This is a genomic window from Aeromonas sp. 159 (assembly GCF_963862045.1).
Lineage (GTDB): Bacteria > Pseudomonadota > Gammaproteobacteria > Enterobacterales > Aeromonadaceae > Aeromonas > Aeromonas veronii.
On sequence record NZ_CAWLMI010000009.1, the window covers coordinates 14,439 to 41,292 of the forward strand.

26 protein-coding genes, 1 tRNA gene and 1 pseudogene are annotated in these 26,854 nt (G+C 55.7%); 7 read left to right on the forward strand and 21 right to left on the reverse strand.

Annotated elements, in window-relative coordinates; translation table 11 throughout:
- Positions 1–6 precede the first annotated feature (6 nt).
- Positions 7–1,902, forward strand: coding sequence for an RNA polymerase sigma factor RpoD (gene rpoD / locus AACR14_RS02160; protein ID WP_263718854.1), 1,896 nt, complete (start codon positions 7–9; stop codon positions 1,900–1,902).
- Positions 1,903–2,089: 187 nt separating this feature from the next.
- A tRNA-Ile gene (locus AACR14_RS02165) sits at positions 2,090–2,166 on the forward strand.
- Between the two features lie 1,658 nt (positions 2,167–3,824).
- Here the strand turns inward: AACR14_RS02165 and AACR14_RS02170 are convergent.
- The 17 genes and pseudogenes from AACR14_RS02170 to purH form a co-directional block, all read right to left on the reverse strand.
- The gene (locus AACR14_RS02170; protein ID WP_019444961.1) at positions 3,825–4,367 is read right to left on the reverse strand and encodes a YniB family protein; all 543 of its coding nucleotides are present in this window, start codon (positions 4,365–4,367) and stop codon (positions 3,825–3,827) included.
- A gap of 353 nt (positions 4,368–4,720) precedes the next feature.
- Positions 4,721–5,278 (reverse strand): ImmA/IrrE family metallo-endopeptidase, encoded by a 558-nt coding sequence (locus tag AACR14_RS02175; protein ID WP_019444962.1) that lies wholly within the window; start codon positions 5,276–5,278, stop codon positions 4,721–4,723.
- A gap of 19 nt (positions 5,279–5,297) precedes the next feature.
- Entirely contained in the window at positions 5,298–5,651 is a 354-nt protein-coding gene (locus AACR14_RS02180) for a helix-turn-helix domain-containing protein (RefSeq protein ID WP_019444963.1), read from the reverse strand.
- Between the two features lie 116 nt (positions 5,652–5,767).
- Positions 5,768–8,476 carry a DUF927 domain-containing protein gene (locus AACR14_RS02185; RefSeq protein WP_019444964.1) on the reverse strand — a complete coding sequence of 903 codons (2,709 nt, stop codon included), beginning with the start codon at positions 8,474–8,476 and terminating at the stop codon, positions 5,768–5,770.
- The gene (locus tag AACR14_RS02190; RefSeq protein WP_019444965.1) at positions 8,473–8,724 is read right to left on the reverse strand and encodes a hypothetical protein; all 252 of its coding nucleotides are present in this window, start codon (positions 8,722–8,724) and stop codon (positions 8,473–8,475) included. The genes AACR14_RS02185 and AACR14_RS02190 overlap by 4 nt, the downstream gene beginning before the upstream one ends.
- Entirely contained in the window at positions 8,721–9,197 is a 477-nt protein-coding gene (locus AACR14_RS02195; protein WP_019444966.1) for a host cell division inhibitor Icd-like protein, read from the reverse strand. The genes AACR14_RS02190 and AACR14_RS02195 overlap by 4 nt, the downstream gene beginning before the upstream one ends.
- 78 nt (positions 9,198–9,275) lie before the next feature.
- Positions 9,276–9,989, reverse strand: coding sequence for a hypothetical protein (locus AACR14_RS02200; protein ID WP_019444967.1), 714 nt, complete (start codon positions 9,987–9,989; stop codon positions 9,276–9,278).
- A gap of 4 nt (positions 9,990–9,993) precedes the next feature.
- Positions 9,994–10,959 carry a P2 family phage major capsid protein gene (locus AACR14_RS02205; protein ID WP_019444968.1) on the reverse strand — a complete coding sequence of 322 codons (966 nt, stop codon included), beginning with the start codon at positions 10,957–10,959 and terminating at the stop codon, positions 9,994–9,996.
- A 12-nt stretch (positions 10,960–10,971) separates the two neighbouring features.
- Positions 10,972–11,601 (reverse strand): GPO family capsid scaffolding protein, encoded by a 630-nt coding sequence (locus AACR14_RS02210; RefSeq protein WP_019444969.1) that lies wholly within the window; start codon positions 11,599–11,601, stop codon positions 10,972–10,974.
- Between the two features lie 104 nt (positions 11,602–11,705).
- A pseudogene (locus AACR14_RS02220) lies at positions 11,706–11,918 on the reverse strand (ogr/Delta-like zinc finger family protein); the annotation flags it as partial.
- 16 nt (positions 11,919–11,934) lie between these two features.
- Positions 11,935–12,165 (reverse strand): helix-turn-helix domain-containing protein, encoded by a 231-nt coding sequence (locus tag AACR14_RS02225; protein ID WP_041201787.1) that lies wholly within the window; start codon positions 12,163–12,165, stop codon positions 11,935–11,937.
- Positions 12,166–12,276: 111 nt separating this feature from the next.
- Positions 12,277–13,236: a DUF6387 family protein gene (locus AACR14_RS02230; protein ID WP_019444972.1), complete on the reverse strand. Its 960-nt coding sequence runs from the start codon at positions 13,234–13,236 to the stop codon at positions 12,277–12,279.
- A 4-nt stretch (positions 13,237–13,240) separates the two neighbouring features.
- Entirely contained in the window at positions 13,241–14,671 is a 1,431-nt protein-coding gene (locus AACR14_RS02235; RefSeq protein WP_019444973.1) for a tyrosine-type recombinase/integrase, read from the reverse strand.
- Positions 14,672–15,298: 627 nt separating this feature from the next.
- Positions 15,299–15,853, reverse strand: coding sequence for a cytochrome b/b6 domain-containing protein (locus AACR14_RS02240; RefSeq protein ID WP_019444974.1), 555 nt, complete (start codon positions 15,851–15,853; stop codon positions 15,299–15,301).
- Positions 15,834–16,208, reverse strand: a complete 375-nt coding sequence (locus AACR14_RS02245; protein ID WP_005349056.1) for a cytochrome b562 — start codon at positions 16,206–16,208, stop codon at positions 15,834–15,836. The genes AACR14_RS02240 and AACR14_RS02245 overlap by 20 nt, the downstream gene beginning before the upstream one ends.
- 277 nt (positions 16,209–16,485) lie before the next feature.
- The gene (purD, locus tag AACR14_RS02250; RefSeq protein ID WP_019444975.1) at positions 16,486–17,772 is read right to left on the reverse strand and encodes a phosphoribosylamine--glycine ligase; all 1,287 of its coding nucleotides are present in this window, start codon (positions 17,770–17,772) and stop codon (positions 16,486–16,488) included.
- Between the two features lie 114 nt (positions 17,773–17,886).
- A complete protein-coding gene (gene purH / locus AACR14_RS02255) occupies positions 17,887–19,479 on the reverse strand; it encodes a bifunctional phosphoribosylaminoimidazolecarboxamide formyltransferase/IMP cyclohydrolase (protein ID WP_019444976.1) in 1,593 nt (530 codons plus the stop codon).
- Positions 19,480–19,894: 415 nt separating this feature from the next.
- Here purH and zntR point away from each other — a divergent pair, with 415 nt between their 5' ends.
- Together zntR and AACR14_RS02265 are read left to right on the forward strand one after the other, a co-directional pair.
- A complete protein-coding gene (gene zntR, locus AACR14_RS02260) occupies positions 19,895–20,350 on the forward strand; it encodes a Zn(2+)-responsive transcriptional regulator (RefSeq protein ID WP_005341244.1) in 456 nt (151 codons plus the stop codon).
- A gap of 214 nt (positions 20,351–20,564) precedes the next feature.
- Entirely contained in the window at positions 20,565–20,804 is a 240-nt protein-coding gene (locus AACR14_RS02265; RefSeq protein ID WP_019444977.1) for an alternative ribosome-rescue factor A, read from the forward strand.
- Positions 20,805–20,921: 117 nt separating this feature from the next.
- Here the strand turns inward: AACR14_RS02265 and hemW are convergent, their stop codons facing one another.
- Positions 20,922–22,067 carry a radical SAM family heme chaperone HemW gene (gene hemW, locus AACR14_RS02270; protein ID WP_019444978.1) on the reverse strand — a complete coding sequence of 382 codons (1,146 nt, stop codon included), beginning with the start codon at positions 22,065–22,067 and terminating at the stop codon, positions 20,922–20,924.
- A 90-nt stretch (positions 22,068–22,157) separates the two neighbouring features.
- Complete coding sequence (rdgB, locus tag AACR14_RS02275) at positions 22,158–22,754, reverse strand: RdgB/HAM1 family non-canonical purine NTP pyrophosphatase (RefSeq protein WP_005340539.1); 597 nt, start codon at positions 22,752–22,754, stop codon at positions 22,158–22,160.
- A 238-nt stretch (positions 22,755–22,992) separates the two neighbouring features.
- Here rdgB and AACR14_RS02280 point away from each other — a divergent pair, with 238 nt between their 5' ends.
- From AACR14_RS02280 to AACR14_RS02290, 3 genes are all read left to right on the forward strand, one after another.
- Positions 22,993–24,156 (forward strand): multidrug effflux MFS transporter, encoded by a 1,164-nt coding sequence (locus AACR14_RS02280; protein WP_005340537.1) that lies wholly within the window; start codon positions 22,993–22,995, stop codon positions 24,154–24,156.
- Positions 24,157–24,291: 135 nt separating this feature from the next.
- Entirely contained in the window at positions 24,292–25,341 is a 1,050-nt protein-coding gene (locus tag AACR14_RS02285) for an oxidoreductase (protein WP_019444979.1), read from the forward strand.
- A 309-nt stretch (positions 25,342–25,650) separates the two neighbouring features.
- Complete coding sequence (locus tag AACR14_RS02290) at positions 25,651–25,899, forward strand: hypothetical protein (protein ID WP_005340533.1); 249 nt, start codon at positions 25,651–25,653, stop codon at positions 25,897–25,899.
- A gap of 62 nt (positions 25,900–25,961) precedes the next feature.
- Here the strand turns inward: AACR14_RS02290 and rimJ are convergent, their stop codons facing one another.
- Positions 25,962–26,513: a ribosomal protein S5-alanine N-acetyltransferase gene (gene rimJ / locus AACR14_RS02295; RefSeq protein WP_019444980.1), complete on the reverse strand. Its 552-nt coding sequence runs from the start codon at positions 26,511–26,513 to the stop codon at positions 25,962–25,964.
- On the reverse strand, positions 26,513–26,854 hold a 342-nt coding region (locus AACR14_RS02300; protein WP_019444981.1), incomplete at its 5' end, for a GNAT family N-acetyltransferase. The genes rimJ and AACR14_RS02300, both read right to left, overlap by 1 nt.

Here is a 26,854-nt window from a genome sequence, read left to right on the forward strand (position 1 = left end):
AGCGCACTGTACGCGCAACCTAGCAACACCAACCGGATGAGTTCTATGGAGCAAACCCCGCAGTCTCAGCTTAAACTCCTCGTTGCCAAAGGTAAAGAACAGGGCTACCTGACCTATGCCGAGGTGAACGATCACCTCCCGCAAGACATTGTCGATTCAGACCAGATCGAAGACATCATTCAGATGATCAACGATATGGGCATTCAAGTGGTTGAAAACGCTCCGGATGCCGATGACCTTATCATGGCTGAAGGTGGTACCGCCGATGAGGACGCTGCCGAAGCAGCGGCCCAGGCTCTGGCATCTGTTGAATCTGAGATTGGTCGCACGACCGATCCCGTCCGCATGTACATGCGGGAAATGGGTACCGTCGAACTGCTGACCCGTGAAGGCGAAATCGACATCGCCAAGCGGATCGAAGACGGTATCAACCAGGTACAAAGCTCCGTAGCCGAGTACCCTGAAGCAATTACTTACCTGCTCGAACAGTACGACAAGTACGAAGCCGAGCAGTTGCGTCTCTCTGACATCATCTCTGGCTTTATTGACCCGAACGAAACTGAAGATATGGCTCCTACCGCCACGCATATCGGTTCCGAGCTCGGCGAAGACGATCTGGCTGACGAAGATGAAGAAGACGAAGAAGACGAAGACGAAGATGGCGACAGCTCTGACGACGACGGTGACGGTGGTCCAGATCCGGAAGTCGCTCGCGAGAAGTTTGGCGAACTGCGTGCCCAGTATGAAGTGACCCGCCTCTCCATTCAGAAGAATGGTCGCGCGCACGAAGATACCCAGGCCGCCATCGCCCAGCTGGCCGATGTATTCCGTCAATTCCGCCTGATGCCCAAGCAGTTCGATCGCCTGGTCAACAACATGCGTGAAATGATGGAGCGCGTCCGCGTGCAGGAACGCATCATCATGAAGCTCTGCGTTGAGCAGGCCAAGATGCCGAAGAAAACCTTCGTCGCGGCCTTCACCAACAACGAGTGTGAAACTGCCTGGTTCGAATACCAGAAGCAGGCTGGCAAAGCCTGGTCTCCTCGTTTGGTTGAAATGGACGAGGATATCCAGCGCGCCATCGGCAAGCTGCAGCAGATTGAAGAAGAGACCGGTCTGTCGATTGCCCAGATCAAGGATATCAACCGTCGCATGAGCATCGGTGAAGCCAAAGCCCGCCGTGCGAAGAAAGAGATGGTTGAGGCCAACTTGCGTCTGGTTATCTCTATCGCCAAGAAGTACACCAACCGCGGTCTGCAGTTCCTGGATCTGATCCAGGAGGGCAACATCGGTCTGATGAAGGCGGTAGACAAGTTTGAATACCGTCGTGGCTACAAGTTCTCGACCTATGCAACTTGGTGGATCCGTCAGGCCATTACCCGCTCCATCGCGGATCAGGCCCGTACCATCCGTATCCCGGTACACATGATCGAGACCATCAACAAGCTCAACCGTATCTCCCGTCAGATGCTGCAGGAGATGGGGCGCGAACCGAACCCGGAAGAGCTGGCGATGCGCATGGGCATGCCGGAAGACAAGATCCGCAAGGTACTGAAGATCGCCAAAGAGCCTATCTCTATGGAGACGCCCATCGGTGATGATGAAGATTCCCACTTGGGCGACTTTATCGAAGATACCACCCTGGCTCTGCCAGCAGATGCGGCGACCAGCGAAAGCCTGCGCAACGCCACCCGCGAAGTGCTGGCTGGCCTGACCGCCCGCGAAGCCAAGGTACTGCGGATGCGTTTCGGTATCGACATGAACACTGACCACACCCTAGAGGAAGTGGGCAAACAGTTCGACGTGACCCGTGAGCGTATTCGTCAGATCGAAGCCAAGGCACTGCGCAAACTGCGCCACCCGAGCCGCTCGGAAGTGCTGCGCAGCTTCCTGGACGAATAGTCCTGACCCTGTGTCAAACTGCTCTGCCAAAGCCCCGCCATGCGGGGCTTTGTTTTGTCTGGCATTTACCCTTGCGATCCGCTTTGCACCCTCTATCGACCTGGACAATTAGTCGCCAAGTGGTTGATATGCCTATAGACTGCCCTTTCCTCTTCCCCTATAATCCACGCCGCTAAACGCACAATTTGGCCCCTTAGCTCAGTTGGTCAGAGCAGTCGACTCATAATCGATTGGTCGTGGGTTCAAGTCCCCCAGGGGCCACCAATTCCAGAGGGTTAGCGAGATAGTACTCGCTAACCCTCTTTTCAATAGGATACCTATAGGATATCTCAGCCTGTAGAGTAACCACTCTAAAATCACTCCCCAGCCCCTCAAAAATTTTTTCTCCACCAGGAAGAAAAATTATCAGGCCGCTTCGAAATATTCTCTTTTGAGAACCATTGCTAAAATTTTTTCTCCTCCCCAGATTTCCCTTTTCTATCTCTATATATTGAAAAAAACGGGGTTACACGGGTTACGAGGTTACAACTCGGCTCTAGCCCAGTACTGGCGCGGCTTTGCGCTGTAACCCCACTCAGGGCACAAAAAGCGAATAGAGGTTACACGCACAGAAAGAGGCATGAGGTTACAAGCCTGTAGCCCTTGTCTGGTGCGGGCTGTAGCCATTTCTCTTGACGCTGTAACCTGTAACCCCGAGAGGTTACAAAACTATTCATAAATCAATCACTACGCATTGATTAAATATGGATTCATATCAAGCCCAGCGATTTGAGACTGTGCAACCATATGGTTTGGTACTAAACCAAACCTAGAGATGGTGTAACGATGATCAGATTTTTTTCAGCAATATTGATGGCCCTTTCCCTCTCCGCGTGCTCATCACTCCCTGATGATATCCCCTGCAATACCGAACCCGCACACTACGATGCACAAGGGGCATTTGTTCCAACAGCCTACACATGCCCTGAGGCAAGCCCTCGTGCTACGTATGCTCTTAATCAGTGCTCATGGGTAAATGGGTATTACAAGAAAGGGGGGGCATACGTTAGCGGTCACACGAGATGTAAATACAACCTAACCCCACCTGGCTATACCAAGACTGACTCCTACAACGGCTCTACAGCCACATATAGTGAAAGCCTAACCACTGGGAGCGACAGCTCCTACAAAAGCCTTGGTAGTGGATACAGTGGCAGTACCTATAAAAGTTCAGGCAGCAGCTACAACAAGAGCCCCTGCGTCACAGGGTATTGCGGCCCTGTCAAAGTCAAAGGGTACTATCGGAAGAATGGAACCTATGTACGCCCTCACACGAGAAGTTATCCACGGTCGAGACGCTAAACTCAAACCGACCTCAAAACCATAGTCGGGGTTCTATGAAGAACTGCATTAGTGCAGTTCTTCACAGGCAAAGCAAATGACGTAAGACTATGATTTTTAATCAGAAAATCTAGTGACAATGAAGCTTTGTTCAAAGGTCTGTGTACGTAAAAAAGTCACGGAAAATACAAATTTAATAATAAAATCAGATACATAACCAAATCAGAAAGGGCTGTTCTTCTCTACTTTTTTGCAAAAAACTGAAATTCCTTTCACTTCGTGCAATTCCTCCCAAGCCCCCAAACCCCAAGAGCTGCGCGGCCTAGAGCTAGGAAATTGCGATAATCCATTTCTGCAAAAAATTTTCTTAACGAGGCCCGCAGGCGGGAGCGGATGAGCGCGGATTTCGTGACGTGAATAGAACCGTAGCTTTTCTGGACAGTAAAAGACAGGTGAACTTATAGTGGCGTTTAGATAACCCTACAGGCTCTATATGAAGATAACAGGAAGATATCACTGGGGCATTTTGTAAACTTTTATTGGTAGCTCAAAAAAAGATAGGGATAGTCTCTGATTAACTACCCCTATCTTCTATCGAACGGTCACATTCCTACTAACTTTGTAATAATCGCAATGACAATACCCGTGACTATTGGTGCGATATAAAGAGTATGGAACTGTGTAAAAAACTTATCGCTTGGAATGTCGACTGATCTTTCTATTTCATCTCTTGCCCTTTGATGCCGCCCCTCAAGCGAATCTTTCAGCATTTGCTCATCAATAGCCTCATTTATTCTTATGATTTTAATTATTTTCTTTTTGCCCGAGCCAATAAAAGCCATACCAATAAATATGATCCCATATATTACAAATGTGCTTATGCTCTCACTACTACTGATAGCATGTGGGTCAGGCGTTGGCGAGTTGTCCCAAAAAAAGTTTAACCATGGACTTGTGTTTGTATATATGTAATAGACTATGTTTTTGAATGGCGCTGCTATTGCCTCACCAATTCGACTACCATCACTCAATCTAAAATAAAACATTTTCAAAAATGAAACGATGGTTGAAATAGATGACGGAAGAAATATCAACATCCCAATAACTATTTCAATACAAGCTTTCTTTTTAATGGTGTTTAGCATAATTTAATACCCGATTTATTTTTGAGTATGGCCATAAATAATATGGCCATAAATTATATAGCTGTCATACCTGATATTGGCTTCGCGGGATTTCCAGTCGGAAAACACCACCATTCCGCCGGTAAATCCTTTTCCCATTTTTCACGATATAACGGGTATAAATTACTACAACATCTTCATCTGGCGCTGTCATAATGACGCTCCTGTATCGATTATAAAATCACCTTTACAATAGAGCGCCAAGCGTTTACACTTTGTACTGTCAAGTTTAAGTGTGCTGGCGCACAAGCGTAGGGGTGAAAAACCTACGTTGTCAGTGTACTGAGTCACAGGAGGGTGCAACTTCCTGTGACTCATATATATTCATACTTTCTTAGCTTATCAGTTTGATACATCGCCACTTCTAGGCTTACCCCAAAATGGTTTGCAATCGCTCTTGGATTTTTCAAATATTCTGCATTGTTGGGATCGACCAGCAACCATGACGCAAATTCGTTAGCTTGCCATTCAACATCCTCCGTGTAATCAAAGAAAGACATTGCTTGTGAGTGTGCAAACTCAGGAACAATGTTGTGATGCAGAACTAGGTGCCCTAACTCATGAGCCAATGTAAATCTAGCCCGAGGATTACCATCAAGAGCATCCAGATAAACTGAACTTCTAACTTTAATTGATTGCATCGAAGGCGTTGCTTTAGCATATTCAGCAACTAATTCTTCATTCTCACAATATTCTATTGTGATTTGACCATGGTTGTGCAAGACCTCAAGGAAACGCACAATATCAATTCTTCCATTGTCCACAGACTCGGGAGAATACAACTTAATGAACTCTCTTATTTTTTCAACCTCTTTCTGGATAAAACCAGATGAGAGGGGCTTGACCTTGTTTGCCAAGTAACGCTGTTTCAAGTTGAATTCTCCCTAAAAACTAAATCATTTTAATTTTCTCAAGTAGAGCTGTTGCTTTATCATCAGATAATTCAACATACTTTCTAGCAAACGTAACCAATAACTCTCGATGCGAGTCTGACTCTCTTGCATCTATCTTTTGTGAAGGTTGAGACATTTCAACCACCTCATCAAAATCAGAGTCATTAATATATTTTTTATAAACTTCCTTTATTCTTGTGACGACATCCGTGTTTATGGATCTTTTCCCAAGTTCAATAGCTGATAGTTGAGCAACACTTACATCAAGCTTTGTAGCCATGTCTTTAAGTAGTTCATGCTCATCTATTCTGACTTTGCGTAAGAACCGACCCAGCGGGGTGACTGCAGCCATATCTCCTCCTGTGTGTGGGAGCATTTGTCTCTCCCACAATTAGATTAAACAAAAAAAACACACACCAGTCAACAAAAATTGTAGAATTGCAGCACAAAAATCAATATCCATTTGATTTATATGATCATTTTGTCCATTTTCATCATGTATACTCGCGATGGCGTTGCACTAGACATTGGAAGACGAATAAGAGTTTGTGTTTTCCCATGCTGAGCTTTGATGATCCAGCCTTGCTCTAGCGCTAGATGCGCAGCTTTTTTGGAGTCTATCCCCGTGCATATTTCTCTCCATCCCTCTGGCAGTACATAGAATGTGGCACTGTCATCTGAACCTGTCTTCGGGTTCTTTCGATAGCCAACCATCTGGATCGGTCTGTGATTAGGATCATCCCAGTCCGCAAACCGACTGTACTGATAGGCTGTGAAGAACTGGCGAATCTGGCGCAGGGTTGCCGCATCTTCCTGGTTGCCCAGGTGTCCACGGTCGGCCAACCACGCTTCAAGGCAAGTTCGTGCGGCTTTGGTGGCTTCTCCTGCTTGCCATCCAGTGATACCCAAGCGGGTGGCCAGCTCACCAGCAGCCGCAACCAAGGCAAAACGGTTAATAGCTCGCCCTACCTGATTACCGGCTCCCTCTGGGGTCATGGCCGTGGCCAATCGGCGGATCTCCCCCTTCATCCATGCGCAGTGCCCGTTCAGGTCATTGGCCAATGCCTCGACATAGGCACGAAAAGCAGTGCCGTGTTGCCCTTGCAAGCGCTCACGCAGGGTATCAGCGAACTGGCGGCCATCGGCCATGCCGTGCAGCTCCTCAAACGCACCGTGCTTGCCGGTATCACTCGGGATCTGGATAGTGCGGATCTCCATACCGGCAAAGGTTCGCTGGCCCGCTTGCTCGGCGTGGTCTTCCAGGGAAAGCTCACCGGTTGAGAGGAACAGCAGACGCCACTGCTTACGCTCGCGCAGTTCCCCATCTTGGCGGCTTCGGCCCTTGCCCTGTCCATTCGCCAGCATATAGGCGACCAGACCGGCCTCCCGTCCATCCACCTCCTTGATTTCATCCAGGCACAGCAGGGCATCGTTGCGGCGACTGGCGATCCCTTCTATCGCGTTACCGGTAGCTCGCCAGGTATGGGCGAACGCCTCTGGGCCGTACACGCTGGCAGCAGCCATCATCACGGTGGTCTTGCCATCGGTACTCTCGCCTTTCAGGTGGAACCCGCCCCCCTCCACCCCGATCAGCGATAGTAGTGGGGCAGCAAAGGCACACGACATGGCAAAGGCTAACCGACTATTACCGACCGCCAGGGCGGCAACCTGTGCTTGCCACTCCACCAAGGTGCCGGACGTGGTGAAGTCGTTATTCACATAGCCGGTGGTTTGCAGGATCACCTCGTTGGCATCCGGCCCCAAGTTGCCATTTGGCAGCACATAGGCCCGCTTGTGCCATCCAGTGCGCTCGACACAGGTGATCCTGGCTTGCGGCTGGCAGCTCATCAGGTAATCGCGCAGCAGGTTCTTTTTGCTCATGTTGATATAACTGAGCCCGCTTTCCGCTAGCTGGCCGAATACCTCCTCTCCACCTTTGTGAACCAGCATGCGCATGGGCATCGCCCAACGGCGGGTCTTGCCATTGGTATCCCGCCACTCCAGCAACCGGCCAAAGCCTTGGCCCTGCTCGGTGTGTGTGATCGCCCTGACATGTAGCGGGGAACTGATAGGCACCGGCACCCGCTCGGCCTCCTCCCCCTTGCCACGCCACTCCATGGCGAAGAGTCGATCTTTCCCCATGCTGTAGTTGTCGGGAAGTTCTGGTGTCTCTGGTGCTTGTTCTGTTGGGGTCTTGGTATCTGCGAAAGAGGTCATGATCGCCTTCTTGGTATCGAGCAGCCCATGGGCCTGGTGGTAATCGTTCCAGTCACCAGCTTCACCAGGAAGGCAGATCAGCCCCCCTATCGCTGTTGCTGCTTCTTGGGCTTTGGCTTGGCCAGGGTTGCCATCAATATTGGCGTCGTTGTCACCGGCAATCAGGATCGGCTCTGCCCCTTCTCGGCGCTTGGCTATCTCCGCCACGGCTAGCAGATTGCTTGCATCCATGGCGCAATAGACGGTTGCCCCTGTCGCCAAATGGACAGAGACACCAGTTGCGTAACCTTCACAGATTGCCACCCGTAGCCCGCCGGTTAACCGGTGAAATGCCCCTGCTTTCTGGCCGCCGGCCAAATAGCGCTTTTCGCCCTGGGGGTCGATGAGCTGGACGTTGACCAGCTGATCATGTTCATCAGTAAGCGGGATAACCAGGGAGCCCTGGGGGAAGTTGTGCCGCGCTTCTCGGATCAGGGTCTGATTGGTATCTGCCAGCCAGTCAGGCAGGTGCTTGAGGGAGAGATAGGGGCTACGGCCCTTAACGCAATCCCCCATGATTGAGGCGGCCCTGGTGCAGGCTTTGCGCTTGGCTTTCTCTTCATCCTGTCTGGCTTTGGCTGCTACCTGCTCGGCGTTCTGTCGGCGGGCGGCTACCTCGTTTGCATCGAGACCGTCTGGGGATAACCCGAGCAAGGTAGCCACCTCTTGGGCGGCCTCCTTGGTGCTCTTGTGGGTGGCCTTGGCCAGAAGGGTTAAGCCATCACCGGCGCCGCACTGGGAACAAATCCAGGTGCCCCGCCCCTCCTTGTCATCCAGGCGAAACCGGTCTTTACCACCGCAGGCAGGGCATGGGCCATGCTGGCCACGCTTGGGAACTGATAGACCAAGTTCAGCCAGGATAAAGGGCCATTGGCCACGGGCTGCCAGGGAGACATCAGAGACAATTCGAATAGAGGTCATGACTCACCTCCAGGCAGCCGATCATTCAGCTCGCTGATCCGGCAAGAGTTGGTGTCTATGTCTTTCGCCAGTGCCTTGAGCAGGCCAGAAAGGCCATAGGTAAACTCTTCATGGTCGATGCGGCTCTTACGCTCCCAATCCACGCTAGCGGACAACAAATGGGAAAGGGTATGAAGGGCACACACTGACGTATCCAGTTCAGCAGTGACGCGGGTAAGCTCTTTTGAGGGGTTCTGATGGATGTTCATGCTTGCCCCCTTTTCGCATTGGGAATACGGGCAACAAACACGAGCGGCAAGCCAGGCAGATTGGCACGCGCTTGGGCTTCGGTATCAGCGACGGCAGAAATGGTGCGTATACGGTGAAGGTCAGAGACCCTACCATGGGTGGCGATCAAGAAGGTGAAGATCATGATTACTATCCTTGGTTTTGGTAGACCAAGGCGGATCGGGTAGCCGCAAGACAGTGCCAAACCAAGGAAGGCACAGTGGGGGCGTTTTCTTTGGCTCCCGACCCATGCCCCCAAAAAAGGATAGATCTCCGGCATGAGGCCGAAGATGGGGGAAATGGTGCAAATTGTCCTTGGTTTAGTCATTGCCTGCGGGTGTCTAATCCGCCAGCCATACCAAGGGGTGTCTAAGCCCTTGGTGACCTGAAGGCTATCCGAATTGATCTGTGGATGCAACTCTTGCTGGGGATCAGGGGCTTTGCTATGGTGCATGGGCTTGCTCCTCTGGATTTGGGGGTGGGGTAAGCAAATAGGGAGCCCTGGCAGGCTCCCTTTTGTTTTTCTGGGCGGTTACTTCCCCAACTCCCTTTTCAGCTGCTGCCGTTTGCCTGGACTGTCACACAACGCCAGCAGATCAGCGCACTCCGGACGGGTTGAGGTAATGAGCGCCTTGCGTGCTGCGGGGTTATCCCCCTCCAGCGCCACCGGCTCGCCGTTCAATGCCTCATTGAGAGCACTCCCCAACTCGGCAAGTGCCCAGCGGCGGGCCTCCTCGAGCCCCATGATGCACCCTTTGGCACGGGTCAACGCAGCCAGCTCTGCCAACTGTTGTTTGAGCGGTTTCAAGATGGCGGGCACCAACTTGTTGTCGAGGTGGTTGTCATACCATCCGGCGACCCTCCGCTTGGCGAGGTCGGTTTCACGCTGGGCATCATAGAGCGGCAATGCCAAGCGTTTCTCTTGGCGCTCCGACATGCTGGCCGCCGCTTGGGCATCCTCTATCAACTCGGCCAATTCGCGGTATTCCCGCGCCTCCTCCAGCGAGACCTCTCCCCCTATCATCTGGCTTATCCGCCCTTGACGCAGCTCCTCACGGCGCGCCTGGGCAGACGGGATTTGCGCCATCAGGTTTTTGCGCTGCTCGCGCAAGGTCAATATCTCGTGGTCGAGTTCCATCAGCTTGCTGTGTTCGCTTTGAAACAGGGTCACGTGTTCATCCAGTCGGTTGGCTCGGGTGGCTGCGGGGGCTGTCGGCACGGCCTGCACAGAAGGATTCTCTTGCATCGTGTTACTCCTCAGTGACAAGGGTGATGGCATCAAAAGCGGCGTAGGCGGTTGGTTCGCCCAAGGCGTAGGTCTGGGCGCGGTTGTAGCGAATGCCCCAGCAGGCCAAGTCGTCAATGTCGCCCGCCGTGAGGCGGTGGGTGTGGTTGACGGTGAGCACCTGCAGGTTCTCGGCCAGCGTGATGGCCAGATAGGTGCCTGGCATATGCTGGTGCGAGACAAAGCCCAAGTCCGCAATCTTCATGCGCTGGGTTTTATCCCGAACCTGTCCGGCCTTGAGGTGGGCTTTCTGGTGAGCGCGCAGCAGGTCGCCGCCGACCATCACCACCAAGCGCGGGTCTTGGCGGTACGCCTCGGGCAGCTTCTCAATCAGGGCATAGACCATGCTGTCGAGGTCGGTGAAATCGCCCTTGCCGCTGGTTGAGAAGGTGACCGCATCGCGCAGCACCCGCAGCCCATCGGGGTCAGCAGCCTTGGCCAAGGCGGGCCAGCCCACCATCACATCCTCCCCGTTGGGGTTGGCAACGGGGTCGGTATTGACGGCAGCAGATTGGCCATGGAAGCCGACCCGTATCAAGTCATCACCAAAGGCGGCCAAGGCCAGCTCTTCGAGCAGGGCGTTAACCTGGGCTTGGTCGAGCCCTTCCAGCATTTGGGCCAGCTGTTGCCATGTCCAGATAACGCTGCTGTCCATCTCTTCGTATTGGTGGGCGCGCTTGCTAGGTTTGGCCGGTACCATGAAACGCGCTTGCGCCTTGCGGCCACTGCGCAGGGTTGGCTTGAGCGGGTCAAAGCGCGGGGCGTGCGGGTCATCCACCCCCAAGATAGAGACCATCCACAGGAACGGGACGGCCTGCAAAATGGCCGCCGTCAGAGCCAAACTGGTGGCATTGTCGAGGTTGCCGAAACTGGGTTGCGGCGCGGGGGCAAAGCTCATGCGCACATCGCGCAGCAGGTCAGATAAGGTCATCAGAAAGGCTCCTTAGTAGAGGGGGTAGGTGTTGTCAGAGTCGGGGTTATCACGGCGGCCAGCAGTGGGCGGGTCTGGTGGGCAGGGCATCATGCTGGCGAGCTTTTTGTTGATGCTGTCGATATCCGACACCAAGGTTTCCAGCTGCTTAAACATGCGATCAGGGTCTGGTGTCCGGTTCACCGGTTTGGTGGGGACTGGCACAGGCAAAGAGGCTGGCACCAAGAGCGGGCGCGCCTCGGGCCGCTTGGCACTGAATTGCAGTTGGGTCAGCCCCGTGATGGTCGGCTGGTCGGTGACAGAGACCCCCGCCAGATACCACTGGCCAGTTCCTGCAAAGTTTTCAGCCGCCTCAATGGTGCAAAAGCCGTGGCTGCCGTTGGCGTTGAGGTCAATCAGCTCAAGGGTCGGACAAAGTACCGCCATCAGCTTGAGCTGGCCGTCTTCCTCTTGCACCTTCACCGCATCCACATAGCCAAGTGGGCGAATGCGTGCCCCCTCTGGCCAGAGGTTGGCCACATAGAAACTCGGGTTGTAGGTCTGGGCCAGCTCGCGCAGGCACTCGGGGGTAATAGTGCGGCCATCCAGTGTTGGCCCCGCCGTGGCGATGCACACCCAGCCGGTTTTGACTTGACTACTCATAGCACCCACCGATCATTTGAAACGGGCTTTTTTTGCTCTTTAGCGGCCTGCTCATCCAGCTGTTTTTGGCGTTCGTTCATGCTTTGACACAGCGGGGCGTGCGCCTCCGGCGACAGCCCTCGCGCCAGTGCGATGGCCATGGCGCTGGCTCGCTTGGCTGAAGGGCTCAGGGTGTGGCTATAGGCCAGTGTGGACACCCAAGAGTGACCGCAACTGGCATCAGTGCATTGGCAATAGAGATTGGCGATCCCTACCGTCATGCGATTGGTTTTGGTGATCCGGCCTAATTGGCCGCACTCGGTGCACATTACGCGCATAGTGCATACCTCCTGGTTATTGGACGGAGTTCGCGGGTTTGCTGGAATGCAGCATCTTGCGGGAGGCGAGGAACGCATCGAGATCGGCGCGTTCGTAGAGGGTACGGTTGCCAATCTTGTAGTAAGGGAGTTCATAGCGGCCATTGCTGGCCCAGACCCCGAGGGTCTTCTCAGACAACCCAAGGTAAGCGGCAGCCTCACGGCGAGTGAGGCGATTACTAATGGTTTGGCTGGTAGATGATGTCATATTGATAGCCCTCTTGGTTTACGAGGGCTATCTTCCATATTTCATGTTTAATACCGGAACAAAAATGAAAAAGTGATTTTTGTGTATGAGTATTAATGATGCATGGACGTGTTAGGCATTGGATGGTTCATAGATAGAGGCAACAATCGAGTACAGTTTGTTGTCGCCAGACAAACTATTTTTTAAGGTTCTCAAATAAAGCTCATCAGTGAACTTCTTAGACAGTGGAATAACTGTCCTTTTTATTTTATCGGCTCCCCAATCTTTATACCTACTATCAAAATAAAGATACTCTTGCAGTCGTTCATAACAAACATGGCAATTAGCTACTTTCAATACAATCAACACATCCATCAACTCAATTAACTTATAGTCTATTATTTTATTGAGCGTTGTATGTCCTTTGACCTGCAATGGTCGTTTTCTTACTTCACCAATCTCTAATTCTTTGCGCCATACAGAGAGCAAACTTTTCAGCGAGGATAAAATCTCATCATTCGAACTATTCTCAAGATCAATACTCAACAAGACTTTTCCATCTGGTTTCATTGGCGGGGCACATGGTACAACGTCGCCAAATTCACTCCTGAATTTCATGACGTTACGTGACACAGAGTCAACATAGCGATGATGTCGGTTGGCTCGGAGTGTATGCTCATAATAAAACTTCAACGCCCCAACTGATAATGGTCGTACAACATCTGTTTGACTAAGTACATTGGGCTCTCGTTCTGCATACTTGTTACAGTTGACGTGAAGAATATGCTTGTCCATTTCGCTCAATTTCATGCTGATGGCCAACGCCTCATCTTCATAATCGATAAGCTCAATAAATGATTCAGTCATAATATCGTTCACAATTGGGAATAATGGTTCCTCCAGTTTCAATAGCCCGACCACTTCTGACATAGCCTTTTCATTGAGTAATGGCTGGTATTTATCACCATAAAGTATCTCAGCCCTTACTGTGACTTCATCAAGAATCGTCGCCACATCCATTGAAAAAAGATAGTCATACGACTTAGATAGTAAGCCTTCCCAAATATTTTCTTTATTTAATAAATCAAGCAAAGCTTTAACTCCTTGAATTATTCATTGAAGCGCTCAGCAATAATCGACGTTGCTCGTCTTCTGGCAGCGTGGCAAAAATAGTCAACAAATTACTATTGGCATTATTTTTACTATCCAGGCGGCCCGCATATTCCAAAATATCCCGCTCAATCCTGGTAGCCGGTTTACGCAGCTCGTCAGCGGTGAAGTGGATGTAACCCTGGGTGACATCGGCACTGCGCAAGGTGCGGTGGTTCATCAGGCGCTTGATGGTGTACTGACCGACCTCGGCCAGTTCGGCCACGGTGCCGAAGGTACGGCGGGCATCGTGGCATTTGAACTCCAACGCTGGCAGGCCGTCAGGATTAGGGTTCGGTACAGTGGCCGCGCAGATCTTGGCTATGACGCGGCGCGGCTCATGGATAGGGCGCTCTGGATTGCGACCAGGGAACACAAACCGGCTCTGTTTCAGGTTCCAGTGCCAACGGCGGCGGAAAATGGTGAGCAGGGTATCGGTGATCGGCAGCTCCAGCGGATCACCATTCTTGGTCTGGTCAATCCAGAAGTAGCCGCCGCTCATGCTGACCCGATCCCAGGTGAGCTGGAATACTTCCGTGCGGCGTAACCCCGTAAACAGTGCCATGTCGATGGCATCGCAGACGGTGGCGGTCGTATCGTCCCGCCAGTCGATGGCGTGCTGCCTGACCTGCTCCACAGCATCTAGCCAGCGCCTGAGTTCGTGGGTGCGGATCCGGTCGTTGCGTCTGGGGGTGTTGTGCCAAAGCCGCTTGCTGCTCAGGACTTCGGTTGGTGGCTCGGGCAGCATGACCCGATCATTGGCATCCCGATAGTGATCACGGGCAAAGCGCCACACGGCCCGCAGTGTGCGCGCCCAGCGGTCAGCCTGCGCCTTGCTGCCCTTGCCGGTGCCAGCCTTGCGAAACTCTGGCGATGCGCCGTGCCAGGCACTGGGCAACCCTTCGGTGATGGCCTTGTGGCGAACCTCGATCTTTTCCCGTGTGAGTTTGACCAGGGGGATCGTCATCCAGTCGCCGGAGTAGTTGTTGAGATCGGCGCGGTAGTGCTTGGCCGTTTCTGCTCTGATCCGGTCGCCACGGCTGGCAAGGTAGGCATCTATCGCCTCGCCCAGGGTGACTTTCAGCTTGTCCTGTTCGCGGCGGATCACGTTGGGGTTCTGGCCAGTGATGGCCACGTCTCCCAAGATCTCCAGCGCCTTGGCGCGGGCCATGTCGATGGTCAATGCCGGATAGCGCCCCAAGGTAGCCCTGATAAAGCGCCCCTCTTTCCTCTTGGCCACGCTAAACGACTTGGTTCCAGTGGCCCCGACCCGAAGCCTCAGCCCCTGCACCATGGCATCACAGTACTCGACCTGCTTCCCCTCTGGTGCGCGGGGCAGTGCATCGATCGTGGCCTTGGTGAATTTGAACGCTTTCATCTTCCCCCCACAAACCAGGCTAGCCAGAGGAAGGGCAGGCAAGACAGGTCTTGTAACCTCTGTAACCTCTGACTATTTATGGTGAGGTTACAAACAAACCCAGTAAAACCGTGGCCTGTAGAGAGATGTAACCTTGTAACCTCTGTAACCTCAATATTTAAACCCTATGCGACCTTTTTTGGCCCAAGGGGGAGTGGCGTTTGCCGCTCCTTTCCCTGGCTAGCCTGCTCTTGGCCGACCAATCGATCCAGGTATCCTAGAAATCGATTGGTCGAAAAAGGATACCTATAGGATATGACAGAGGGAGAATATAGGGGAAGATCAGGGAAGGTCATAAAATGATCAGCGCGCTCTAAGATATTGATTTATATAACATCATATACTGTACGTAAATACAGTAAAATGCATTTTCCCCACGCTCATAATCGATTGGTCGTGGGTTCAAGTCCCCCAGGGGCCACCAAATTGAAAAAGGCCGCTCATCATGAGCGGCCTTTTTGCATCTGCAGATCGGGTAATGTCCAGTGATGAGCTCGATGAGGTCATAGAAAAGACCCGCCATGGGCGGGTCTGGGCAGGGTCCGGATCAGGCGCCTCACTCAGAGACAAGGAGCCTAATGCTGAGCCTCAGGTTTGCTCGTTGCTGCCGCTCTGGATGGATGAGCGACGCCCGGCGGGTAGCATCCGGGTAACCAGATTGCTGCGCTGACGCCAGGAGGTGAAGACGATGGCCAGCAGGTGCAGACCAATCAGTCCCTGCAGCGCCACCACGCACCACTCATGCCACTCGTCAGCCCCCAGTTCAAATCCCGTCTCGGTATTTTGAAACCAGCCGCTGCCAGCAGTGGCCAGCACAACCAGCCAGAGCGCCCACACGGCCAGCTTGCCGCTACCGTGATGACCCGGTGCCGGAGGCTGCCGCTCACGCATCTCGCGCGCCTGCTGGCGAAAATCCTCACCATTGGGGATGAGGGCACCAAGGCGGGCGTAGCCACGGGCAAAAGTGAGCCCCCAGAGCAGACGTAAGGAGACCAGCCCAATGGCGCCGTAACCCAGCCACTCGTGCCACTCCTCGCCCGCTTCGTTAACCCAGAGATTGCCGATGCAGACCGCCGCCAAGCCCCAATGGGTCAGGCGAACCAGCGGATCCCAGCGAAAGGGCTCACCCTTTTTGCTTGGCATATTTGTGGTACTCCTTCTTCAGGTCGTTGACCTTGGCCAGATGTTCGCGCGCCTTGGCCTCATCACCCGCCTTGAGTGCGGCCAGGCTGGCGTCCAGCTCGGTCTGTACCTCGTTCATCCCTTCAAGGAATTTCTCTTTCTTAGCAGCCGGCATGTTCTTCTGCTTGGCCACATCCAGCTGGGCCTTCATCTCGTTGATGTGCTTCTCCATGGTGGCTGCATCATCAGCCTTGACGGCCTGCTTGTAGTTGAAGCCAATCTTCTTCATCGGCTGTTCCAGATCACCCGCCACGGCAGGCAGGGTCATCAGGCCAAACATCAGGGGCAGCAGCAGGGGGCGGACGGTTTTCAACATGGGATTTCCTTATATAACGACATGCTCGAATTGTTAGGGGTACTTATGAATCCAAACAAGAATTCATTACCAGCATGATGCCATGACTCATGGTGAAACGTTTGTGAAAAATGCTGTTTTTTGTGGCAAATAGTGACAGATATGCCGCGCTTGTTTGCGCTTGGTAACTGATTGAACGCAGGTGACGCGCACCATGAGGATGGTTGAAAGCGGTAAACAGGGACAAAAAACCCCGCCGTAGCGGGGTCTGAATCAGCTGGCCAATGGCTTGCGTCAGTTACTCCTGTTCGCGAGCAATGGCGCGCCAGCCGATATCCTTGCGGTAGAAGACGCCATCCCACTTGATGCGGCCAGCGAGCTGATAGGCACGCTGCTGGGCTTCTGCCACAGTGTGGCCGAGGGCGGTTGCACACAACACGCGGCCGCCAGCGGTCAGGCTGATATCGCCCTCCAGACGGGTACCGGCATGGAACACCTTCTCACCCGCCACTTCATCCACCGGCAAGCCGCTGATGGGGTGGTTGGTGCTGTAATCGCCGGGATAGCCTCCCGCCGCCAACACCACGCCGATGGCGGCGCGGGGATCATAGATGGCCTCTTTCTGATCCAGCTTGCCTGCGCAAGCGGCCAGGCAGAGCTCCACCAGATCGGATTGCATCCGCAGCATGATGGGCTGGGTCTCGGGATCGCCGAAACGGCAGTTGAACTCGATCACCTTGGGATTGCCTGCACCGTCGATCATCAGACCGGCGTAGAGGAAACCGGTGTAGACGTTGCCCTCGGCCGCCATGCCGCGCACGGTCGGCATGATCACCTGCTCCATCACGCGTCGATGTACCTCGGCGGTCACTACAGGCGCCGGGGAGTAAGCCCCCATACCGCCGGTGTTGAGGCCGGTATCACCGTCGCCAACCCGCTTGTGATCCTGACTGGTGGCCATCGGCAGCACATGCTCGCCATCGACCATGACGATGAAGCTGGCCTCTTCCCCCTCCAGAAACTCCTCAATCACCACCCGGGAGCCCGCTTCGCCAAAGGCATTGCCGGAGAGCATGTCGCGCACCGCGTCTTCCGCTTCCTGCAAGGTCATGGCGACAATCACCCCCTTGCCCGCCGCCAGACCATCGGCCTTGATGACGATGGGGGCGCCCTTCTCGCTCAAGTAGGCGAGTGCTGGCTCCACTTCGGTGAAGTTCTGGTACTCGGCAGTCGGGATGGCGTGACGGGCCAGGAAATCCTTGGTGAAAGCCTTGGAGCCTTCCAGCTGGGCTGCGGCAGCGGTCGGGCCAAAGATCGGCTGACCGGCGGCGCGGAAGGCATCCACCACCCCTTTCACCAGCGGCGCTTCCGGCCCGACGATAGTGAGGCCGACCTGCTTCTCTTTGGCAAAGGCCAGCAGCCCTTCGATATCGGTCGCCTCGATGGCGACGTTCTCGACACCCGGCTCAAGCTGGGTGCCTGCGTTACCCGGCGCCACAAAAACGTGACGCACCAGCGGGGAATGTTTGGCCTTCCAGGCCAGGGCGTGTTCACGGCCACCGTTGCCAATGATCAGTACTTTCATCGTATCGCTCGCTTCTATTTGTGGTCACTGGACGGCCACCCGGGCCGTCAGTCAGTGGAAATAGTCAGTTGAAAAGAGACAACAAAAGGGCCGCCATCGGCAGCCCCTGACCCATCAATGACGGAAATGGCGCATGTTGGTGAACACCATGCACATGCCGTGCTCGTCGGCGGCGTCGATCACCTCCTGATCGCGCATCGAGCCACCCGGCTGGATCACGCAGGAGATACCGGCCTGCGCGGCAGCATCGATACCGTCGCGGAACGGGAAGAAGGCATCGGAGGCCATCACGGAGCCCGCCACGGTCAGTCCTTCGTCCGCCGCCTTGATACCGGCGATTTTGGCCGAATAAACACGGCTCATCTGGCCTGCGCCGACGCCGATGGTCTGGCCATCTTTGGCGTAGACGATGGCGTTGGATTTGACGAACTTGGCCACTTTCCAGCAGAACAGCAGATCTTGCAGCTCTGCCTCGGTCGGCTGGCGCTTGCTGACCACGGTCAGATCACCCAGCGTCACCATGCCGAGATCCCGCTCCTGTACCAGCAGGCCGCCGTTGACGCGCTTGAGGTCAAAGCCTTGCGCCGGTGCCGTCCACTGACCGCATTCGAGCAGACGCACGTTCTGCTTGGCAGCGACCGCATCGCGGGCCTCCTGGCTGACGGTGGGGGCGATGATCACTTCGACAAACTGGCGGGCCACGATGGCTGCCGCAGTGGCGCCATCCAGCTCGCGGTTGAAGGCGATGATGCCGCCAAAGGCGGAGGTGGGGTCGGTCTGGTAAGCGCGATCGTAGGCACTCAGCAGGTCGTTACCGATGGCCACGCCGCAGGGGTTGGCATGCTTGACGATGACGCAGGCCGGCTCGTCGAACTCCTTCACACACTCCAGCGCCGCATCGGTATCGGCGATGTTGTTGTAGGAGAGCGCCTTGCCCTGCAGCTGGGTAGCGCTGGAGACAGAACCCGGCGCGGCATGCTCTTCGGCGTAGAAGGTGGCTGCCTGATGGCTGTTTTCGCCGTAACGCATGTCCTGCTTCTTGATGAACTGGCTGTTGAAGGTGCGCGGGAAGCGGGACTCCTCGTCACCCTCCTTGTTGTCACCGTAAGAAGGAACCATGGTGCCGAAATAGTTGGCGATCATGCCATCGTAGGCAGCGGTGTGCTCGAAGGCAGCGATGGCAAGATCGAAACGGGTCGCCAGTTTCAGGCTGTTGCCGTTGGCATCCATCTCGCGAATAACCCGATCATAGTCGGCAGCTTTGACGACGATAGCGACATCTTTGTGGTTTTTGGCGGCAGAGCGCACCATGGTCGGGCCGCCGATGTCGATGTTCTCGACCGCATCGGCCAGAGTGCAGCCCGCTTTGGCCACGGTGGCAGCAAAGGGGTAAAGGTTGACGACAACCATGTCGATGGGGGAGATAGCGTGCTGGGCCATGATGGCGTCATCCTGATCCCGACGGCCGAGGATGCCGCCATGAACCTTGGGATGCAGGGTCTTGACCCGGCCATCCATCATTTCAGGGAAACCCGTGTAGTCGGAGACCTCGGTCACCGGCAGACCCGCCTCGCCAAGCAGCTTGGCGGTACCGCCCGTGGAGAGCAGGGCAACACCACGCTCGTTGAGTGCCTTGGCAAATTCCAGAATGCCAGTTTTGTCAGACACACTCAGCAGTGCACGGCGAATGGGTCGAGCTTGTTCCATCACACTATCGTCCTCAACATAACGGGGACCGTTCCATGGGAGGCGAGGCTCAACACAGAGAGTCCCCAAATAAATGGAAGTGGGGGATTTCGCAAACCACTCTCGCCCCGACATCCGGCAAAAGCGTTTTAGGAAATGCCCGCTTGGTGCGGCGCTCTGTTATGGGCGCGTATTCTACACAAAAAATGTGACCTGTGGTGGATTTTTTGAAACAGCAAAGCCTTATTTGGCGCGGCGTTAAACGTTTTCCACTTGATTTTCTCGAAACGTTTGCACTTTCAGTGTTTTATGGGAAAAAGGGTCGCCAGGAGATGTTTATCTGCCCCTTTTATGCCCTTGGCTGGCAATCCATGGGCAAAGGGGTGATAGTGGATTCCGGTTTTTGTGGCGGCATACATTCAAGGGGAGAGAGAGCATGTATCGGATCGGTGAACTGGCCAAGGCGTGCGGGGTCAAGGCAGATACCCTGCGTTTTTACGAGAAGAACGGGCTTATCTCACCGGGGATCCGCAACGAATCCGGCTACCGCCTCTACAGCGAACAGGACAAGCGGCGGCTGGAATTCATCATCCGCGCCAAGTCGGTGGGCTTCTCGCTGGCCGATATCGGCGAGCTGCTCGACCTCGATACCAACAAGGCCAAAGTCACCTGTCAGGAGGTGAAAGCGGTAGCCGACACCAAGCTGGCCCAGGTGGAGCAGAAGATCATCGAACTGACCCGCTTTCGCGACAATCTGCGCGAGCTCTCCAATATCTGCTGCGGCGGGCCGCGCTCGGCGGAGCACTGCGCCATCCTCGAGACGCTGGAATCTGGCGCCCCTGCCCATCACGAGCACCACAGCCACGACCAGCATGACCCGGTTCACGGCTGACATGGTATGCCTGACTGAGCGTGCCTAGCTCAGTGTGACTGACTCGGCGTGCCCGACGCATTGCTCCGGCGGCGATTTGGTGACAAAATCGCCGCGTTTTTAACCGGTGCAAGTGCATCCGGTTGCCGGGCGCTAGCCTGCACAGGCACCCGCAGCGAAAACCACCATCCAGACACAAGCATCAACACACCAAGAGAAAAGAAGAGGTGCCATCATGGCCAAAATTCGGGTCGACCAACCCGCCCTCCCCCGTGAGGAAAATGCGCAAGGGGGCTGCTATGCCCATCAGCGCGGCGAAATAAAGGATAACCATCTGCACGCCCTGCTCTCCGATCCGCTGTTTCGCAGCCGGGTCGAGCGCAACAAGAAGGGCAAGGGGAGTTACCAGCGCAAGGCCAAATTTGGCAAGCGGTGGGAGCCTGGCCAACAGCAGATGATCCGCGTCTGCTGCTGAGCGGGTTTCTACCGACCATAAACAATCAGGGCGCCATTGGCGCCCTGATTGTTTTGACAGAAGAAGCGATTTGGCAACGCCAACTCACCACCTCAAAGTTGCACCTCAACAGGCTACTCACTCATCCATAAAGAGTTCGAGCAGCACGTTGAGATAGCGATGGCCGAGAGAAGTGAGCTGCCAGCTATCCCCCAGATCCTCGATCAGCTCCTTGCTTTGGGCGATGGCGAGCACCGTCTCCACCCGTTCCAGCGGCAGGCCGGTATAGGCCTCGAACTCCGCCTTGGGGGCCGGTTCAAACAGGCGGAAGCGGTTCATAAAGTATTCGAGCGGCAGATCGTCTGCCGTCACCTGCCACTGCTCGTCCAGATAGGGGCGACTCTTGTCCAGATACCCTTTCGGATGCTTCACCTTGGCGGTGCGCAGGATCTGTTGGTTCGCGAGATCAGTCACCTTGCCATGGGCGCCACAGCCGATCCCCAGATAGTCGCCAAAGCGCCAGTAGTTGAGGTTGTGATGGCACTGGTAGCCCTCTTTGGCATAAGCCGAGATCTCGTACTGGCGATAACCGCTGGCGGTGAGCATGGCGTGGCCCTGCTCATAGATGTCCCACAGGGTGTCATCTTCCGGCAGTGTGGGCGGCTTGGAGGCAAACGCCGTGTTCGGCTCTATGGTGAGCTGATACCAGGAGAGGTGCGGCGGGGCGCAGTCGATAGCCTGCTGCAGGTCATAAAGGGCATCATCCAGACTCTGATCCGGCAGACCGTGCATCAGATCCAGATTGAAGGTAGGCAACTTGATGGCGTGGGCCAGTGCCGCCGCCTTGCGCGCCTCTTCCGGGCCGTGAATGCGGCCGAGGCGGCTCAGCTTCTCCTGCTGGAAGCTCTGCACACCGATGGAGATGCGGTTGATGCCGGCGCGCTGGAAACCGGCAAACTTGTCCGCCTCCACCGTGCCCGGGTTGGCCTCCATGGTGATCTCGCAATCTGCGGCGAGCGGAATACGGGCCCGCACCCCGTCCAGCAAGGCTTGCATCGCCTCCACCGTCAACAGGCTGGGGGTGCCGCCACCGATAAAGATCGAGGAGAGCGGCCGCCCCTGTGCCCACTTCAGATCCTGATCCAGATCCTCCAGCAGGGCGGCGACATATTCGAGGTGAGGCAACTCCCCCTTCTGGGCATGGGAGTTGAAGTCACAGTAAGGGCACTTCTGGACGCACCAGGGCACATGAATATAGAGAGAGAGCGGCGGCAGTTGCAGCATGGGGCTTCCAATAAAACGGGGGCTCAAGGCCCCCATTGTAGATGACTATGTGTAATTGACCGTGTGTAACCGACAAGGTGGCGAATTGGCTCAGTGCGCCGCAGCCAGCGCCGCTTTGAGCTTGGCCAGCGCCTGACCGCGATGGCTCAGCTGGTTTTTCAGCTCGGCGGGCATCTGGGCGGCGGTGCAGTCGTGATCCGGCACGAAGAAGACCGGGTCATAGCCGAAACCATGCTGACCGCGCGGCTCGTCGATGATCATCCCTTCCCAGCTCGCCTGACAGATGATGGGGGTGGGATCATCGGCGTGGCGCATATAGACCAGCACACACCAGAAGCGGGCGCTCTTCAGGTACTCGGGGGCACCTTGCAGCTCGCCGAGCAGCTTCTCGATGTTGGCCTTGTCGCCGGCACCCACACCGGCAAAGCGGGCGGAGTAGACGCCGGGGCGCCCTTGCAGCAGATCGACTTCCAGACCGGAATCATCGGCCACGGCGGGCAGACCGGTAATGCGGGCGGCGTGGCGGGCCTTGATGATGGCATTCTCGACGAAGGTGGTGCCGGTCTCATCGGCATCGGAGACCGCAAACTCGCTCTGTGGGATCACCTGGATCTTCATATCGGCCAGCATGGCGGCCAATTCCTTCACCTTTTTCTGGTTACCTGTTGCCAGGACAAGCTTGTTCATCGAGCACCTCCGCAAAAATAATCTGCGCATTCTATGCGGCGCAAGCGTTTAGTAAAAGCGTCAATTACACCCGCTGTGATGGGGTTACGGGGGATTTGCCGCCATCGAATAACCAGCTTTTTAATACATGTTTCCATAATGGAATAACCAAAGTGATTAAATACCATTTCTATTCATTACTGTGAGTCAGTAGACTCGCGCCCCAATTCATTAACCTGGCTGACTAAAGAGGTGACAGATGCCATTGATACTTTTACTCGTACTACTGGTGCTGTTCAGTCCGCTGGCTATCGACATCTACCTTCCCGCCATTCCGCAGATGGCCGAGCAGCTGGGCGCCGAAGTAACTCTGATGCAGGGCACCATCACCTGGTTCCTGTTCAGCATGGGGCTGGGGCAACTGCTTGTTGGCCCGCTGGCCGATCGCTACGGTCGCAAGCCCATCGCGCTGGGCGGCGTGCTGCTCTATGGCCTGAGCGCGCTGGGGGCCGGTTTTGCCGCCAGCCTCGGTGAATTGATGCTGGCCCGGGTGCTGCAGGGCTTCGGCGCCTGCGCTACTTCGGTCGCCGCCTTCTCGGTGGTACGTGACAGCTACGGCCCGAAAAAGAGCGGCCAGATGATCTCCTACCTCAATGGCGCCATCTGCTTTATTCCTGCGCTGGCCCCCCTGCTCGGTGGCTGGCTCACCGCCAAGGCGGGCTGGTCTGCCAACTTCTGGTTTATGGCCGGTTATGCGCTCATCGTCGGCAGCTGGCTGATGTGGCGGATGCCGGAGACCCGCCCGGAGGAGACCCGTAGCGAAGGCGCCCTCATCAGCTGGTCTCGCTACAGCCCGGTACTGCGCTCCCCCAGCTTCCTGTTCAACGCGGCGCTGTGCATGCTGGCGATGGCGGTGATCCTCGCTTATGTCACCGCCGCACCGGTGCAGCTGATGGTGAAACTGGGGCTGGATATGAGCGGCTTTAGCTACTGGTTTACCGCCAACGCTGCGCTTAACATTCTGGCCTGTTTCATGGCCCCGCGCTTTATTGCCAAGGTAGGGCCAAGACGCACCCTGCGTATCGGCCTGCTGGTACTGATGCTCTCGGCCATCACCCTGACCCTCGCGATGCACATCGAACATCCGCTGGCGATGATGGGGCCGGTGTTCCTCTCCAGCATCGGCTTTGCCATGATTCTGGGCTCAGCCGCCGGGATGGCGCTGGCACCGTTCGGCCACTGCGCCGGTACCGCCGCCGCCCTGCTCGGCCTGTTCCAGATGAGCGGCTCCGGCGCCCTGGTTGGTCTGACCGGCGCCCTGATGCACGACCCGCTCAGCCAGCTGGCACTGCATATGTGGCTGCTGCTGCCGCCCTTGGTGATGCTGATGACCCGCCGCGGTCGCCGCTTGTGTTTGCAATAAATCTTGTGCTCTGCTGGGCACACTCAGGGGGCCATCGGCCCCCTTCTCGTTTGTATCGCCTTTACAGCGTATGGCCATCCGGCAGAGAGCCGGCGATGGCAACCCCACTCACTCGATGTCAGCGGAGAACTCCCGATGAGCCACACTCTCAACGCAGCCCTGGTGGGCTATGGCTTTGCAGGCAAGACCTTCCACGCCCCCTTCCTCTCCACCACGCCGGGCTTGTCCCTGAGTTGGGTGGTAAGCCGCGATGCCGCCAAGGTGCAGGCCGATCTGCCCGGCTGCCGGGTCGGTTCACTGGAGGAGGTGCTAAGCGATGAGACCGTCGATCTGGTGGTGATCGCCACCCCCAACGACACCCACGCCCCCCTCGCCCGCCAGGCGCTCCTGGCAGGCAAACATGTGGTGATCGACAAGCCCTTTGCACTGGATCTGACCGAGGCGCAAGCACTGGTCGAACTGGCCGAAAAGCAGCAGCGGCTGCTCAGTATCTTCCACAACCGTCGTTGGGACGGGGATTTCCTTACCGTGCGCCGTTTGATTGCCGAAGGGACGCTGGGGCAGATCGCCCAGTTCGAATCCCACTTCGATCGCTATCGCCCCGAAGTGCGCCAGCGCTGGCGCGAAGCGGGTGGCCCGGGTTCCGGCCTCTGGTTCGATCTCGGCCCCCATGTACTGGATCAGGCGCTGCAGCTGTTCGGCCAGCCGGACTGGCTGCAGGCCGATCTGGCCGAGCAACGCCCCGGCGCACTGGCGGACGACTACTTCCATGTGGTGCTGGGTTACGGTGCTCTGCGGGTTATTCTGCATGGCAGCTGTCTGGTCTCGGCCACCATGCCGCGCTTTGTCATTCACGGCAGCCAGGGTTCGTTCGTGAAATTCGGTATGGATGTGCAGGAAGATCAGCTCAAACTGGGCAAGCGGCCACCGGCGGCGGATTGGGGCATTGATAGTGAACCCGGTCAGCTCAGCCGCATTGTCGATGGTCAGTTGCAGCAGCAGAGCGTGGTGGGTGAGGCGGGGGATTATGGCGCCTACTATCGCGGTGTCTGCGCCGCCATCAAGGGGGAGGGAAGCAATCTGGTGCCAGCAAGTGAAGCGCTGGCGGTGATGGCGCTGCTGGATCTGGCCCGTCAGAGCCACCTTGAGGGAAAACGGCTGCCCTGTCAGAAGCTGTCTGACTAAGGTGCGGGTCATCGGCCGCGCTTGACCAACCTTTACCTTGTTAAACCACCACAAGATGGCAACAAAGCGGTGTTTTATTGTGCAATTAGTGCCATTTAACGGCATCTTGTATTGATATCAGTCGTTGCAGTGGAGCTTTTTATCCACGGCACGAAAAAATGTCATTGTGATATCCGTTTTCATCGGTAACTAATGGGGCTATATTGCGCCCGCCTGCTGCCTCCCGGCTTCTTGTTTCAATACCGGGCAACGGTGGGCGCTGTGATGGTTGCACAGACCATCTCTCCATCTTTTTTTGAGGGAATGCACATGAACAAAGTACTGGTAGCCGGTATCCTGGGTCTGATGTTGACTGCTTGCGGTCAGAAAGAAGAAAAAGCTGCCGCTCCTGCTGCTGCTCCGGCCGCCGAAGTTGCTGCCACTGTAGAAAAAGCCGCTAGCGAAGCCACCTCTACCGTAGAGAAGGCCACCTCCGAAGCGACTGCAACCGTAGAAAAAGCTGCTACCGAAGCCGCTACCAAGGTTGAAGCTGCAGTGAGCGATGCCAAGGCCAACTAAGCCTGCACCTCATTCGAAGACGGGTCCGAAGGCAACTTCGGGCCCGTTTTTTTATCTGTCGCTCAGGGGGCCGGATTAATCAGCGAGGTGAGGATGTGATCCTCCCAGCGGCCATTGATCATCAGATACGCCCGCGCGAATCCCTCCCGCTCGAAGCCGAGCCGCTCCAGCAAGGCGCCACTGCGTTGATTGGCTGGCATATAGCAAGCCATGATGCGATGCAGATCGTGCTCCCGAAACAGGTAGTCGATGGCGGCTGACAGCACCTCTCCCATCACCCCCTGTCCCTGATGCTGCTGGTCGATGGCATAGCCCAGATGACACGCCTTGAAGACCCCCATCAGGATATTGCTGAAGTTGCAGGTGGCGATCACCCGCTCGCCAGCCGGATCGAGGGCCACCAGATTGACGCCGGTGCCGTTGAAGAACTGGCTGTAGCTGTCCTGCAGCCGGGCATGCCAGTAAGAGAGGGTGTAAAACTGCTCGTCCCGAAGCGGCTCCCAGGGGGCGAGATGGGCGCGGTTGCGCCGGTAGAAGTCGAGCATCATGGGGGCCTGATCCGGCGACAGTATGGTCAGGTGGGTACGGGCCGTCTTGATATGTGGCAGCGCCATCAGGACTCCCGCTGTCTTAGCCACTCATCGCGCAGCAGGCTGTAGTGGGCATGGTCCACAATCCGGTTGCCCAGACGCTCTGCGCGCCGGGTCACCCCCTCCAGCTGCATCCCGAGCCGTTCACAAACAGCCCTGCTGGGCTCGTTATCGGTGGCAGCGCTGATCTCCACCTTCTCCATCCCCATCTCTTCGAAGGCGTGGTGGATCAGGGCCTGACAGGCCCGGGTGATGATGCCGTTACCCTGCCAGCGCTCCGCCAGCCAGTAACCGATGACCACCTTGCCAAGGTCGTGATCGATGCTGTTGTAACCTATGACCCCCACCACCTCCCCCTGATACTC